At 36.9% G+C, this 14,110-nt stretch carries 15 protein-coding genes; 2 read left to right on the top strand and 13 right to left on the bottom strand.

Annotation, left to right across the window (positions count from 1 at the left end; translation table 11 throughout):
* Window positions 1-214: 214 nt before the first annotated feature.
* From J0N78_RS07815 to J0N78_RS07765, 11 genes are all read right to left on the bottom strand, one after another.
* Window positions 215-1,378, bottom strand: coding sequence for a D-alanyl-D-alanine carboxypeptidase family protein (locus J0N78_RS07815; protein ID WP_209122487.1), 1,164 nt, complete (start codon window positions 1,376-1,378; stop codon window positions 215-217).
* A gap of 175 nt (window positions 1,379-1,553) precedes the next feature.
* Window positions 1,554-2,855, bottom strand: coding sequence for a pyrimidine-nucleoside phosphorylase (locus J0N78_RS07810; protein ID WP_209122486.1), 1,302 nt, complete (start codon window positions 2,853-2,855; stop codon window positions 1,554-1,556).
* A gap of 6 nt (window positions 2,856-2,861) precedes the next feature.
* Window positions 2,862-3,695: a purine-nucleoside phosphorylase gene (locus J0N78_RS07805; RefSeq protein WP_209122485.1), complete on the bottom strand. Its 834-nt coding sequence runs from the start codon at window positions 3,693-3,695 to the stop codon at window positions 2,862-2,864.
* Window positions 3,696-3,711: 16 nt separating this feature from the next.
* Window positions 3,712-4,527, bottom strand: coding sequence for a purine-nucleoside phosphorylase (locus tag J0N78_RS07800; RefSeq protein WP_209122484.1), 816 nt, complete (start codon window positions 4,525-4,527; stop codon window positions 3,712-3,714).
* Between the two features lie 18 nt (window positions 4,528-4,545).
* Window positions 4,546-5,727, bottom strand: a complete 1,182-nt coding sequence (deoB, locus tag J0N78_RS07795) for a phosphopentomutase (RefSeq protein WP_209122483.1) — start codon at window positions 5,725-5,727, stop codon at window positions 4,546-4,548.
* A 272-nt stretch (window positions 5,728-5,999) separates the two neighbouring features.
* A complete protein-coding gene (xerD, locus tag J0N78_RS07790) occupies window positions 6,000-6,890 on the bottom strand; it encodes a site-specific tyrosine recombinase XerD (protein ID WP_209122482.1) in 891 nt (296 codons plus the stop codon).
* Between the two features lie 29 nt (window positions 6,891-6,919).
* On the bottom strand, window positions 6,920-7,150 hold the full coding sequence (locus J0N78_RS07785) for a YqzK family protein (RefSeq protein WP_209122481.1): 231 nt from the start codon (window positions 7,148-7,150) through the stop codon (window positions 6,920-6,922).
* 244 nt (window positions 7,151-7,394) lie between these two features.
* Window positions 7,395-7,856: a ferric iron uptake transcriptional regulator gene (gene fur, locus J0N78_RS07780; RefSeq protein ID WP_209122480.1), complete on the bottom strand. Its 462-nt coding sequence runs from the start codon at window positions 7,854-7,856 to the stop codon at window positions 7,395-7,397.
* A 115-nt stretch (window positions 7,857-7,971) separates the two neighbouring features.
* Entirely contained in the window at window positions 7,972-8,619 is a 648-nt protein-coding gene (spoIIM, locus tag J0N78_RS07775) for a stage II sporulation protein M (protein ID WP_209122479.1), read from the bottom strand.
* A gap of 73 nt (window positions 8,620-8,692) precedes the next feature.
* On the bottom strand, window positions 8,693-9,856 hold the full coding sequence (locus J0N78_RS07770; RefSeq protein ID WP_209122478.1) for an endonuclease Q family protein: 1,164 nt from the start codon (window positions 9,854-9,856) through the stop codon (window positions 8,693-8,695).
* Between the two features lie 10 nt (window positions 9,857-9,866).
* On the bottom strand, window positions 9,867-10,409 hold the full coding sequence (locus J0N78_RS07765) for an NUDIX domain-containing protein (protein ID WP_209122477.1): 543 nt from the start codon (window positions 10,407-10,409) through the stop codon (window positions 9,867-9,869).
* Between the two features lie 96 nt (window positions 10,410-10,505).
* On the opposite strand from J0N78_RS07765, the gene mciZ reads away from it, so the two are divergent.
* On the top strand, window positions 10,506-10,637 hold the full coding sequence (mciZ, locus tag J0N78_RS07760; protein WP_209122476.1) for a Z-ring formation inhibitor MciZ: 132 nt from the start codon (window positions 10,506-10,508) through the stop codon (window positions 10,635-10,637).
* Here the strand turns inward: mciZ and J0N78_RS07755 are convergent.
* Window positions 10,624-11,709, bottom strand: coding sequence for a DUF3866 family protein (locus J0N78_RS07755; RefSeq protein ID WP_209122475.1), 1,086 nt, complete (start codon window positions 11,707-11,709; stop codon window positions 10,624-10,626). The genes mciZ and J0N78_RS07755 overlap by 14 nt on opposite strands.
* Before the next feature lie 409 nt (window positions 11,710-12,118).
* Window positions 12,119-12,664 carry a TlpA disulfide reductase family protein gene (locus tag J0N78_RS07750; protein WP_209122474.1) on the bottom strand — a complete coding sequence of 182 codons (546 nt, stop codon included), beginning with the start codon at window positions 12,662-12,664 and terminating at the stop codon, window positions 12,119-12,121.
* A gap of 209 nt (window positions 12,665-12,873) precedes the next feature.
* On the opposite strand from J0N78_RS07750, the gene uppP reads away from it, so the two are divergent.
* Window positions 12,874-13,704, top strand: coding sequence for an undecaprenyl-diphosphatase UppP (uppP, locus tag J0N78_RS07745; protein WP_209122473.1), 831 nt, complete (start codon window positions 12,874-12,876; stop codon window positions 13,702-13,704).
* Window positions 13,705-14,110 lie beyond the last annotated feature (406 nt).

Raw genomic sequence — 14,110 nt, 5'->3', positions numbered from 1 at the left:
AGAGAGAGTTTCTATACAACAAGTTATTACTCCTGCTCAGTGACAAAACTAGTGTAATTTAGTGTTAAATAGCAAAAGTTTTGTTACGTTTCGTCAAAACGCAACAAAGTTTCACAAAGGTTCAACAGTCATAAGAAAAGCGCAAGAGCCTTGGTCAGCCACTACAAGTGCTAGAACTAGACACCTTCGAAATTTATATTATTACATAAGAAAGCTATTGAACTTGCCCAAACTTTCCTAATGTTCTTTTGAATAGCTTCCACCATGAAGCATTAGGAACATCTTCTGCAGCTACAAGGTCTGTTTCAGAAACAATTTGTCCTTGATTTTCAATGATAAGCGTTCCTACTTTCTCACCCTTTTTAATAGGTGCTTTTAAATCATCAATTATAGTGACCTTTTCCGTCATATCTTCAACGGTTTCACCTTTTTTCGTTAATAATGAAATTGGCTCAGCTGTCACTGCACCTACTTTATTTAGTGCACCTTTACTAACTTTGACTTGTGCTAATTCATGGTTTCGGTCGTATAACTTATGTGTCATATATTGACTAAATGCATAGTCTAGCATTTCAGTTATTTGCCGATTACGTTCTTTAGGAGACGGTGCCCCCATAATAACTGCAATTACACGCATGCCTTTTTTCTCTGCTGTAGCGGTTAAACAATATTTTGCTTCATTTGTATATCCTGTTTTCAATCCGTCTACACCAGGGTAAAACTTTACTAACTTGTTCGTATTCACGAGCCAAAACTTCTTTTCTGTGTTTTGCCTCAGATAATCCTCATAAATACCTGTAAAATTTGTAATGTCCTTATACTTTAATAATTCCTTTGACATTAACGCTAAATCTTTAGCTGTTGTGTAATGATCTGGTGAAGGTAATCCATTGGAATTATTAAAATTAGTATTTTGAAGTCCAAGCTCTTTTGCTCGTTCATTCATCATACGCACAAATTCTTCTTCCGATCCCGCAATATGCTCTGCCATTGCTACGGACGCATCATTCCCTGATGCTACTGCAATTGCCTTTAACATTTCCGTAACCGTCATTTCTTCACCAGGCTCTAAAAAGATTTGCGAACCACCCATTGAAGCCGCTCTTTCACTCGTACGGACTTTATCATCATATTTAATCTTACCCTTATCAAGTGCCTCCATAATTAAAAGCATTGTCATAATTTTGGTCATACTTGCCGGCGGTAATTCTTTGTCACTATTTTTTTCAAATAAAACGGTCCCGGTATCTCGTTCAATTAATATCGCAGAAGAAGAATCCGGAGCTAATTTTACCCCCTTTTCTGCAGCTAAACCATTTGTAGCAAACATACTCATTAAGAGTACGAACGATAACACTGATGAAATGATAGCCCTCATTGTCCTCATGACCTCCAATTTTGTTATTAAGTTTCAAGATAGAAAAGACAATTGCTTTTCTAATAATTTTTTCCAATTTATAAAGGTTTATACATATAAAATATAAAGAGGCAGGGAGTAATAAAGCATGTAACAAAAAAAAGACTAACAATTGTTAGCCTTATGAAAACTATAATTATTTAATTGTTTTATATATTAGTGTTGGCGGTTCGACTTTTTCTTGAACAATCGAATAGGAGTCAGTAATCAATTGAACTACATGTTCGACGTTTTCACTATTACTGTAAACCGTAGCAATAGCTTCGTTCTCTTTTACAGAATCACCAATTTTTTTATGAAGAATAATCCCGACAGATAAATCAATTTCAGATTCTTTTGTTGCTCTTCCTGCTCCTAACGTCATTGCTGCTAAGCCAATTTTGTCAGCAACAATTTTTGAAATGTATCCACTTTCATCAGCTTTAACAGGAATAGTATACGATGCATTCGGTAATCGATCGAGAGTATCGACGACAGATGGATCGCCACCTTGAGCAGAAATAAATGTTTTTAATTTTTCAATTGCGGAGCCGTTTGAAATTGCTTCTTGCAGTTTTTCTCTTGCCTCTTCAATAGATGACGCTTGTTTTGCTAAGTAGACCATATAACTACCTAGTGTTAAGCATAGGTCTAATAGATCGTCTGGACCGTCCCCTTTTAACATTTGTATTGCTTCTTTTACCTCTAACGCATTTCCAACTGCATATCCTAGTGGTTGATTCATATCCGAAATAATTGCCATCGTTTGTCTACCAAGTTTATTTCCGATTTCAACCATAGCTTCCGCTAATTCTTTAGATTTTTCCAATTCTTTCATAAATGCACCCGATCCGGTTTTCACATCTAGTACAATCGCATCAGCACCTGATGCAATTTTCTTACTCATAATCGAGCTAGCGATTAGCGGGATCGAGTTAACTGTTGCTGTTACATCTCGGAGTCCATAAAGTTTTTTATCTGCCGGCGTTAAATTCGCTGTTTGACCGATGACAGCTACTTTATTTTTATTAACTAATTCACTAAATTGGTTTGTATCTATTTCAACATGAAATCCAGGAATTGATTCGAGCTTATCGATCGTCCCACCTGTATGTCCTAAGCCACGTCCAGACATTTTAGCAACAGGAACACCAACAGCAGCTACTAGTGGGGCTAACGCAATCGTTGTTTTATCACCTACTCCACCTGTAGAATGTTTGTCTACTTTAATCCCCTCTATCGAAGACAAATCAATTTGGTCTCCAGACTCAACCATCGCCATCGTTAAAAAAGCGCGTTCCTGTGGTGACATATCTTGAAAAAAGATTGCCATCGCAAGGGCTGAAATTTGATATTCAGGAATTTCGTCCTTTGTATATCCCTGAATAATAAATTCAATTTCTTCTTTTGTTAATTCGGCACCGTCACGTTTCTTTTCGATCAAATCTACCATTCTCATCGAGGGTTACACCTCCAGTTCAACATCAGCTACAATTTGCTTTACAAGCTTAATAAATCTAGGCTTCGTACGATTTGCTACCTCAACGACCTGTTCATGAGTAATTCCTTCTAACTCCTCACCGATCGCCATATCGGTAATACACGAAATACCGATTACTTTTATTTGCGCATGGCTAGCAACGATTACTTCTGGAACCGTTGACATTCCAATTACATCTCCACCTAAATTTCGTAACATAATCAATTCGGCCCCTGTCATGTAAGTAGGACCAGTTACCCCTGCATATACACCCTTTTGCAATTTAATATCAAGCTGATTTCCGACTTGTTCAACAAAGCGAACTAGTTCTGATGTATAGGCGCTACTCATATCTGGAAAACGTGGTCCTAATTCATTATAGTTTGGTCCGATCAGTGGATTATCGCCTGTCATATTTAAATGATCAGTAATAATCATTAAATCGCCCGGTGCAAAGTCTTTATTCATTCCACCGCAAGCGTTCGTTACAACAATTAACTCAACACCTAATTTTTTCATGACACGTACAGGAAATGTAACTTCTTGCATCGAGTAACCTTCATAGTAATGAAAACGACCTTGCATCGCAATGACTTGCTTACCATTCAATTGTCCAACCACTAATTGACCCGCATGACCTTCTACTGTAGAAACAGGGAAATTCGGAATTTCGTCGTAAGGAATTTGCACTGGATTTTGAATTTCTTCCGCCAATTCTCCGAGACCCGATCCGAGAATTAAACCGATCTTAGGATTACCAGAAATTTTTCCCTCAATAAAAGCTGCTGATTCATTAATCTTTACTAACATGTTTTCCATATGTAAATCCCCTTCCTTAAATATCTTTCACAATATTCTTTACTAAAGATAGAAAGTGCGCTCTCACTTGTTCCGTTGTTTCCATCACCTCGTCATGAGTTAAAGGCTGGTCTAAAATTCCTGCTGCCATATTTGAAATACAAGAAATTCCTAGTACTTCCATTCCTGCATGTCGTGCGACAATTACTTCAGGTACAGTCGACATGCCAACCGCATCTCCACCTAATTTACGTATCATACGTATTTCAGCTGGTGTTTCATAGCAAGGTCCTGTATTTCCAACATAAACTCCTTCTTGAATCTTGATATTTAGCTTTTCTGCTACACTTTTAGCTAAACTACGTAATTTGGGAGAGTATGCATTAGACATATCTGGAAAACGCACACCAAACTCTGGGTCATTTTTCCCGATTAAAGGATTTTGGTTCATATTATTTATATGGTCACTAATGATCATTAAATCGCCTGCTTTGAAGCTTTCATTTACCCCACCAGCGGCGTTTGTCACAAGCACAGTTTGTACTCCAAGCTCTTTCATCACTCGAACAGGAAATGTTACTTTTTCTAATGCATATCCTTCATAGAAATGGAATCTTCCTTGCATCGCAACAACATTTTTACCTTGTAACGTACCTAACACGAGCTGACCTGCATGACCTTCAACCGTAGATACTGGGAAATTTGGAATTTGATTGTATGGAATCTTAACCGGATTTTCGATTTCATCTGCTAAAACTCCTAAACCTGAACCTAAAATCAAACCAATTTGCGGCGTTGCATTATATTTTTCACGAATATAATTTGCAGCTTCTGTCATGAATTGCTTGTTCATCACCATAACCCCTCTTCCTTAAATTTCTTTAAAAAAACTAGTACCATGCGCTGGCATTTTTATAGAAAAATTGTCTGCAACAGTCGCCCCTACATCAGCGAATGTTGTTCGAATCGATAAATTTTTCCCGTCTTCAATGTCCTTGTAATAGACGAGAAGCGGGACATACTCTCTTGTATGATCTGTTCCATGATGTAGTGGGTCATTTCCGTGATCTGCTGTAATAATTAATAAATCGTCTTTCGCCAATTTTTCTAAAACTCCTGCTAATTGATAATCAAAAGCTTCTATTGCTCTTCCATATCCTTTTGGATCTCGTCTATGGCCAAAGTTAGCATCAAAGTCAACTAGATTCAAGAAACTAATTCCTGTAAAATCCATCTTCATACTTTCTAATAATTTATCCATCCCGTCATCATTTGACGTTGTCCGGATAGACTTTGTAATTCCTTCACCATCAAAAATATCACTTATCTTTCCAATCGCTACCGAATCAAATTGAGCATCCACCAATTCATTCATTACTGTTCGCCCAAATGGCTTTAACGCATAATCATGACGATTTGCTGTACGCTGCCAATTTCCTCCTTCACCGATAAATGGTCTTGCGATAATTCTGCCAACCATATATTTAGAATCCATCGTAAGTTCACGTACTTTTTTACAAATGTCGTATAACTCTTCAATTGGAACAACCTCTTCATGTGCCGCGATTTGCAGCACTGAATCTGCTGACGTATAGACAATAAGTCCACCAGTATCAACATGTTCTTGCCCTAACTCTTTTATGATTTCAGTTCCGCTTGCTACTTTATTTCCTATTACTTTACGTCCAGTTAAGTCTTCGATTTTTTCTATTAAATCTTTCGGAAATCCGTCTGGGAATGTAAGAAAAGGCTCCTGAATATTCAAACCCATTATTTCCCAATGCCCTGTCATTGTATCCTTGCCATTTGATGCTTCTTGCATCTTTCCATAATGAGCCATTGGCTTATTTGCTTTGGCAACACCTTTTATTTCCCTAATATTACCCAAACCTAACTTTTCCATATTTGGCACATGTAATCCATTCATATGTTCTGCAATATGTCCTAAAGTATCTGAGCCTTCATCGTTGAATTTTGCAGCATCAGGTGCTTCACCGATACCAACTGAATCCATAACGATAATAAATATCCTCTTAAATCGATATGTTGACATAATATGACCTCCATGACAGTGAAACTTCACTTAGTTGGGATTTTATTTTTCCCACTTAGTGTTAATTGAATCAATTAGATTGTTATTCTATTCTTCTTTTACTATACCCTAACGTTCCAGGAAATAGTATGAACTAAAGACAGTTATAACCAAATGAAAAAACCAATGATTGTATTGCTATTTTTTTACAAAACTCTTTGTTTTACACACCTTGTTTACATTTTGCACACACATAGTTGTCTGATGTCAGACGACTAATACAAAAAAAGAAATTACGCCCTTGGATGGTACTGAGCGTATACATCTTTTAATCTTGCTTTCGTTACATGCGTATAAATTTGTGTTGTAGAAATATCAGCATGTCCTAACATCTCTTGTACTGCACGTAAATCCGCCCCATTTTCTAGTAAATGTGTAGCAAAAGAATGCCTTAACGTATGGGGAGTTAACACTTTTTTTATATTTGCTTTTTGTGCTAGGCCTTTAAGGATTTTCCAAAACCCTTGCCTTGATAACGGTTTGCCATGATGATTTACAAACACTTTTTGATGGTTATCTTTTTTCAATAACTTGGATCTAGATTCTGTTAAGTACTTTTCAAATGCTTCACTTGCTTTTCGGCCAAGTGGAATAATTCTTTCCTTATTTCCTTTTCCAATGCAGCGAACAAATCCCATTGTAAGATGTACATCTTGCAATTCAAGCTGACATAGCTCTGATACACGAATGCCTGTTGCATAAAGCACTTCTAACATCGCTCGATTCCGAAGATCTAATTCTGAATTTCCACTAGGTGCTTCAAGCAAAGACTCAACTTCTTGTGTAGACAGAACTTTTGGTAAGCGTTTAGTTGCTTTAGGGATTTCAATATGAACGGAAGGGTCTCCTTCGGCAATTTTCTCTCGCAAACAAAATTGGTGGAAAGAACGTATGGAAGCAATAGTTCTGGCAATGGTCGTATCTGCTCTTCCTTTATCTTTCAAAAAATATAAATAGTTTAATATTGCATTACGATCGAACGCATCAATTGTTTTCAATTGCTCTACTTCTTTCATATATTTCATATATTGACGTAAATCTCTGCGATAAGACTCGATCGTATTACTTGAGAGTCCACGTTCTACCATACTATAATGGATAAAATCTTCAATATACTCTAGCATGGCCATTTCCCCTAACCCAAAATGTAATCCTATTCACCAAAATGGTAGAAAAATAATAACCTATCAAACCAACTCGGCTGTTCACTTAGTTGTTCCATTTGAATGACTTTTACGGCTCTTCCTTTAGGCTCATCATATCTATGATAACTTTCATATTCTGCGCTTACCCATAGAATACCATAATAAAACAAAAGTGTGCATCCCATAAATAAAATAAATACTTTAAATGTATTCCAAATACCTTCTATCCATGTATTCATCCACTCAACCTCCTCCTAGCAACTGCATTTTACAGCCCGTAAAAAGCAAATCTCTTATTACAAGGTATGCCACGATAAAATGTGTTTATACCTTATTGTTACAAGTTTTTTTTACAACTACTAAGAATAATTATTTATTAATATTTTTTATTGAGTGGATTAAACTTAGCTTATTTTATAAGCCGGTGATCATTTTATTAATAGATAAAAGATAAAATAACCCTTTTATTATGAAGTAAAAGGGTTATTCATTCTTTTCTGTTGTTTTTTGATCATGACATCTATGACATATACCATGGAAGGTTAGTCTGTGATCTTTTATTTGAAAGTTCCAATCTCGTTCTACTATTTTCTCTACATCTCCAAGAAGGTCTTCTTGTATTTCATCCACTGAACCACATTCAATACAAACTAAGTGGTGATGAAAATGGTCTGCTCCTTCTTTTCTTAAATCGTATCGTGAAACTCCGTCCCCAAAGTTAATTTTGTCTACTACTTTTAGTTCAGTCAATAACTCTAACGTTCTGTAAACAGTCGCTAGACCAATCTCTGGTGACTTTTCTTTTACTAGAAGGTAAACATCTTCAGCACTTAAATGATCTTCTTCATGTTCAAGAAGAACTCTCACCGTCGCTTCTCGTTGTGGTGTAAGCTTATAACTTTGTGAATGAAGTTGTTTCTTTATCCGTTCTACTCGTTTCTCCATTCGTTTACCTCCTCCCTGAAAACACACTAATATTAATATATTATAATGTTTCCAATTGAAGGTGTCAAAGGATAATCATTATCAACAACTAACAATAATTATTATTATTTGATAGTCACATTAAATTGCTAATAACAACTTTCATTAAAAATGGAGATACATATGCTTCAAAAGCTGAAGCCACTGCAAGGACAGCACTTACACAAAGGATTAACATCGAGTATCTCATAAAAAGAGGAAAGATGGGCTGGTTGCTTCTTTTTATAAATTGATTTCGGATCATAATTAACGAAAAAGATATTGCACCTGTTCCTACAATAATAAATGCTGGAACGAGTACAAAGTTTTGCGGCATGATCGAAACAAAAGAAAGAAAAAAGCCTGACATCCCCATTTGATTAACTAAAAATCCAACCGTAAACCCTACGACTATGCCTTTTAAAAACAGTAATATGAGGATGACTGGAAGCCCGATAATCGATAATCCAAGGATCCACATTAAACCTACATATTTGGCATAATGAGCAAAACTTTGTGTAAACATGGCTGAAGATTGAGCAATTTGGCCTTCTTCCACTTGTCCGAAAAACTGAGTTAAGTACATATATAAGTCGTGTTTCTGAGTTAGACTAAGGCTATTTACAATAATTGCACCAAATATAATTCCCATTAAAAACAATATGATTGTAAAAATATAAATCGAACGATTTTCATCTATATGACCGGCAACAACTTGTCCAAAGCGATTACGATTCCCTCTCATAACTGCCCCTCCTAAACACCTGTTAGTTCAATCTATGATGTTTACTAGGGGGCTATGACTGTAATCTATTAATTTATTCGATTTTACCATACTTGCCAGCACCGCCTGCTACGATAGATAACTTCCCTTTACGGCTTTGTACTATGGCATCTGCGATTTCTTCATGAACGACTTTTTTCAATTGATTATAGTTTGTGAAATGAATGATGTTCATGTCGTTTCCAAAGTGATTTCTTAATTTCATCAACGTTTTAGGCCCTAGCTTTGGTATAAATTCTAATGGAATTTGATGAACATAAGGTGGCCTCTTATTTATGTGCTTTTTTTGGGAATTTGCTAATTCCTGTAGTCTTTCAAATACACCTTTTGTCAACTTTGTACTCGAGCAGTTTGGACATGCTTTACTTTCTCGAACATGAGTGAAACACCTCTCACAAGTTGTGCGATAATACTTTCCTAACCTTGGATCTAACCCATAGTTTTTTACAATGTGTCTGCCTTCTTTATTATGTAATGCAAGAGCAAGTTCAGAAAAAGTGGCTCGCTTTATCTTTATCTTTTGATACTCTCGACCGATTTTTTCAAGGGAATGGGCATCTGAGTTCGATAAGAATGATATTTTAGCTAACTCAGAAATTTCTTTTACTAGATTTGTATCTGAGCTTAAGCCCAGTTCAATCGCATCAATATCCGTCAGTTGAAAAACTTCAGTTAAACTCGTTTTTACACCTTTTCCGTAAACCCCTTTATGAGGTGTAAACGCATGAGCTGGAATGAACAACCCATTGAGTTCCTTTACTTTCAATTGAATAATTTCACTTTTTTCATACACTCTTTGCGTACTTAATGTTAGATTAGTTACTCGTTCTGAAAGCCAGCTACTAAAAATTTTTATTGAATTAATATTTGGAAAATACGTTAATACATGAAATGGCCCGTTACAATTTTCATGGTAAATTTCTAATTCTGCTCCTAAGATAAGCGTCAGCCCATTACTAAACAGAATGCCTCCCCCATCGATTTCTTCCGCCTTAGAAGCATCGATATACGCTTGAATTTCTTCGATCACTTCCGGTGAGTGACAATCTATTACACCAATTACATCTAGCCCTTTAATTTGCTTACTGTAATCAATAATATTTGGTAATGTTAATGATTTAGATGCAGTGATTTTTACTGGCTTACCAGTTTTTGTTCTTCCAATATGAATATGTAAATCTACAAAATACTCTTGCAATGGGATTCACCTATTTTTGTTTTTTTAACTTCAGCCATTGGACAGCATAAGCCGTTTTTGCATCGAAAATCTCGTTGGTTTCAATCATTCTTTCAGCTTCTTCCACTGTCACTTCTAATTTCTCAACGAACTCATCTTCATCTGTATTAACAACTCCTGCCTCAAGCTGTTCCGTATAAAAAATATGTACAAACTCATCTGCAAATCCAGGAGATGTATAAAAAGAAATGACTTTTTCCAATTGGTTGGTTTTGTAACCCGTTTCTTCTTCTAATTCTCTCATTGCACAAACTTCAGGCGCTTCTCCTACTTCTAGCTTCCCAGCTGGAATTTCTACGATCGACCGTTCTAGTGCTTTCCTATATTGACGAATGAGTACTAATTTTCCCTCTACTGTAACAGGAATAACCGCCACTGCTCCGGGATGCTTTACTATTTCACGACTGCTCGTTTTTCCATTCGGTAATTCCACATCTTCAAGTACAAGGTCAATAATTCGTCCTTTATACAACGTTTCTGATTTGAGTGTTTTTTCAAAGAATTGCTTCGACATTTAATCTCCTCCCAGTTCTAAATGGTTTTAACCTCTCATACAGTCTATCATAGTCAATTCTACTAGAAAATCTTACCTTTTACAGGAGGTGTTCTAATGAAAGTTTATGTTACCAATAAAGGTGTGACAATTGTGGGAAAAGGCTGGCAAGTTAAAACGATCCTTAAACAGTATATGAAGAAATATGAGACCATTGAGCAGTGGCATAAAAGTATTAAGAAATGTTAGTATCATTTATAGTAAAGGCCGAATATACAGCTGCTGCTACAGTATAAAAAAATACAGGGTCATCTTCATAAGTTCTTCCCATCGTTTTAATTTGCTTCGGATAACTAACGAGAGCGTTCTCTAATAATGATTTGAACCTCTTTTGTTCAACCCAAATGACTGAATGTTGCTTATTTAAATTATTTACTTGTTGTTCAAGTAAGAGTTGTTGTTCATTTGTTAAGGTAGGTAGAGGAACAAGACTTTTTGAAAACGTAAATTTCGTTAAAGGGGTTAGGGTATGATGACTTATTCCTTTATGTCTTTCTCTATCGTCAGCAAATGAAACTCTCGGAATCCAAATAGGCTTTCCGCCTAAGCCACCAACAATATTTGCCCAGTTAGCCAATTCCATACCACTAAATCCATAAACAGTTCCTGTTCCAACGACACCAGGACCTAGACTAATTAAGATCAGGTCACTTTTCAACTTCTGGACTGCATATTGTAGCGCTGTAACGATATTTACCGCTTCAAATTCTCCACCAAATGCCTGTCCTACAGTTATAGAATGGAAGTGTTTCTCCTTTTTCAACACCCTAATATGCTCACTTAGCATAAGTGGTAATGCTGCTTCGTCACTAATAATGACCGTTAACTTCATTTCTGGAGCATACTTTCTCATAAAAACATATACGAGTGGAAGCATACTATGTAATTCTGCTAATAAAATTGACTGTCCATCTAAACAAAACGATGTTTGAAAAAGTGAATGGTCCTTGCTTTCTTGTGCTTCAACTGTCAGAACACTATGTTGGTTAGGCATGTACCTTGCTTTCATGATATGACCATTTCCAGCTGTTTTTTTATAAGGTAAAGCATTTGGTACTGCTTTGACAATATCCCAGCCTCCTGTTCCTAGCTGAAGTGTAGTCGCCGTCACATTGACGACAACCTCATCCCCCTGTTGTACTTTCTGAAAAAATGTTCGATATAATATCGCTTTCCCCGCCCCACCTATCGTTTCCAATAACTGTATGCTTTCATCTTCAAATAGAACTTTTTTTACAATTACTACTTCATCCACATACATAACAACACTCCTACAAGAAAAGCGGAAGGTGTCTGCTTATCAGCGACAAGCGCTGGAGGGCCAGCAATTAGTGTCTTGACTTTTAGACACGTTTGATGGACCGAAGCGACCTCGAGCCGATGACACCTGCAGCTAGACATCCTCGAAATTTTTACTTTCTTATTCTATAAGAAAAGCGCATGCGCCCGTTTAGCGACGTACGGACTGGACTCGGCCGCAGAAGATAAAGGAAACTCGGGTGGACGTTAGTGAGTCGATGTTGACTTATCGTACGGCGGTGAGGGAAGTCTCGCTAGTCGCTAGGCGCTTGCGCTAGACATCTTCGAATTTAATACTCACCCCTACTATCATATCCAATTATTAACAAATTATGTATGGTGACAGGCACTAATAAAGGAGACTGATATAATCAGTCTCCTTCAGCTATTGGAAGCACTAAATGTTCGAGCATTTCATAGTTCACTTCACCACGTACAACTTGTTGAATGACTCGGTCTCTATCGATAATAAAAGTCATCGGAAATCCAGTTGGTTTATACGTATTGTTGACTTCACCTTCAATGTCTAATAACGTTGGTAAGGTAACATTTACTTCTTCCATAAAGCTTTGTATATCTTCTTCAACCGTCGCTTTTCGTTCATAATAGTACATATTCACAGTTACTATCTCGATACCAAGGTTCCCATAATCCTCTTGAAATTGCATAAAATCTGGCATTTCCTTCTTACAAGGAGGACACCAAGTTGCCCAAAAGTTTAACACAACCACTTTGCCTTCATAATCAGACAGTGAAGCCTCTACGCCTTCTTCGCCCCAGACAGGTAAGGTAAAGTCTATTGCTTTCGCCCCTTTTTCAACGCCTAAAGGCTTTTCTCGTTCGCTAGCTATAATAAAAACGATTAACGCAGTAGCGATCACTAAAGTTAAAATACTTATTAAACGTCTATTCTTCAATCCGATTACCTCATTCCTATCCGAACTCTGTATAACCAATATTTATCATAACACGGTTTACATTAAATTACGTAAAAAGAGATTGACAATCTTTTTACACTCTTAACGCTAGTTAAACGAAATAAAATTGTTTCTTTATTAATCTCTTATTATTTGCTAGAATAAATTTCGGCTTAGTTTATTTTTTGTAATGAAGAAAGGGGCTTTATATGTCTATCATCGAAGCATTTATTTTCGGTCTCGTCCAAGGAATCACTGAATTTCTACCCGTATCAAGTTCAGCTCATATCGTTATCACACAAATGGTTTTTGGATATACATTTCCAGGCCTAGCCTTTGAAATTTACTTACACTTAGCTTCAATTTTAGCTGTAATGATTTATTTTAGAAAAGATATTTTTGATGTCGTTACAGGCTTTTTAAAATTTTTAGGCAACCGCTCTAAAGAAAATAAAGTCCATTTTTTCTTTGGAATATATATTATTATAGCTACCGTAATTACTGGTGGACTCGGTCTCCTTTTAAAAGATGTTGTTGGAGACACTATGAAAACCCCTTATTTTATAGCAGCGGCTTTAACAGTAACAGGACTGTCACTTATATTTATTGAACGATTCCATAAATACGGTTCGCGCACAGAAAAAGACATGACGTTTAAAGATTCGATCATCGTTGGCTTAGGACAAACGCTTGCTGTATTACCTGGCATTTCGAGGTCTGGTGCCACTTTGATTGTAGCCCTTTTAGCTGGTTTAAGTCGAGACACTGCTGTCCGCTATTCTTTTTTACTCTCTATCCCAATTATTCTAGGGTCGTCAGTACTAGCACTAGATGAACTCGGATCAGGAATGTTTAGCTCGATCGGTACACCAGCTCTATTTGTTTCTTTTATTTCTACTTTCGTCTTTTCATGGTTAGGAATCGTATGGCTCATTGAATTCTTAAAGAAAAGTAAGTTATTCTACTTTGCGATTTACTGTTTCATTGTTGCAATCCTTGTTGCACTCTTTATTAACCCAAATACAATTATGGACATATAGTATAGAAAAGCGGAAGCGTCCGTTTACCGACGTACGGACTGGACTGAACCGCAGAAGATAAAGGAAACACGATGAACGGTAGTGAGGCGATGTTGACTTATCGTACGGCGGTGAGGGAAGTCTCGCTAGTCGGTGGACGCTGTAGCTAGACATTAAGAAAAGCGGAAGGTGTCTGCTTATCGGCGACAAGCGCTGGAGGACCAGCAATTAGTGTCCTGACTTTTGGACACGTTTGATGGTCCGAAGCGACTTCGAGCCGTTGACACCTGAAGCTAGACAAGAAAAGCGGAAGCGTCCGTTTACCGACGTACGGACTGGACTGAACCGCAGAAGATAAAGGAAACACGATGAACGGTAGTGAGGCGATGTTGACTTATCGTACGGCGGTGAGGGAAGTCTCGCTAGT

The sequence above is a fragment of the Alkalihalobacillus sp. BA299 genome (assembly GCF_017745675.1).
Taxonomy (GTDB): domain Bacteria; phylum Bacillota; class Bacilli; order Bacillales; family Bacillaceae_F; genus Alkalihalobacterium.
Note: the sequence above shows the minus strand (reverse complement) of the source record. Positions and strands in the feature narration are given on the sequence as shown.

What these genes read in the sequence shown, in the direction of transcription:
- J0N78_RS07800 (WP_209122484.1), bottom strand. Translation starts at nt 4,527, where the DNA reads ATGAACAAGCAATTCATGACAGAAGCTGCAAATTATATTCGTGAAAAA.
- deoB (WP_209122483.1), bottom strand. Translation starts at nt 5,727, where the DNA reads ATGTCAACATATCGATTTAAGAGGATATTTATTATCGTTATGGATTCA.
- J0N78_RS07765 (WP_209122477.1), bottom strand. Translation starts at nt 10,409, where the DNA reads ATGTCGAAGCAATTCTTTGAAAAAACACTCAAATCAGAAACGTTGTAT.
- xerD (WP_209122482.1), bottom strand. Translation starts at nt 6,890, where the DNA reads ATGCTAGAGTATATTGAAGATTTTATCCATTATAGTATGGTAGAACGT.
- mciZ (WP_209122476.1), top strand. Translation starts at nt 10,506, where the DNA reads ATGAAAGTTTATGTTACCAATAAAGGTGTGACAATTGTGGGAAAAGGC.
- fur (WP_209122480.1), bottom strand. Translation starts at nt 7,856, where the DNA reads ATGGAGAAACGAGTAGAACGGATAAAGAAACAACTTCATTCACAAAGT.
- uppP (WP_209122473.1), top strand. Translation starts at nt 12,874, where the DNA reads ATGTCTATCATCGAAGCATTTATTTTCGGTCTCGTCCAAGGAATCACT.
- J0N78_RS07785 (WP_209122481.1), bottom strand. Translation starts at nt 7,150, where the DNA reads ATGAATACATGGATAGAAGGTATTTGGAATACATTTAAAGTATTTATT.
- J0N78_RS07815 (WP_209122487.1), bottom strand. Translation starts at nt 1,378, where the DNA reads ATGAGGGCTATCATTTCATCAGTGTTATCGTTCGTACTCTTAATGAGT.
- J0N78_RS07805 (WP_209122485.1), bottom strand. Translation starts at nt 3,695, where the DNA reads ATGGAAAACATGTTAGTAAAGATTAATGAATCAGCAGCTTTTATTGAG.
- spoIIM (WP_209122479.1), bottom strand. Translation starts at nt 8,619, where the DNA reads ATGAGAGGGAATCGTAATCGCTTTGGACAAGTTGTTGCCGGTCATATA.
- J0N78_RS07755 (WP_209122475.1), bottom strand. Translation starts at nt 11,709, where the DNA reads ATGTATGTGGATGAAGTAGTAATTGTAAAAAAAGTTCTATTTGAAGAT.
- J0N78_RS07810 (WP_209122486.1), bottom strand. Translation starts at nt 2,855, where the DNA reads ATGAGAATGGTAGATTTGATCGAAAAGAAACGTGACGGTGCCGAATTA.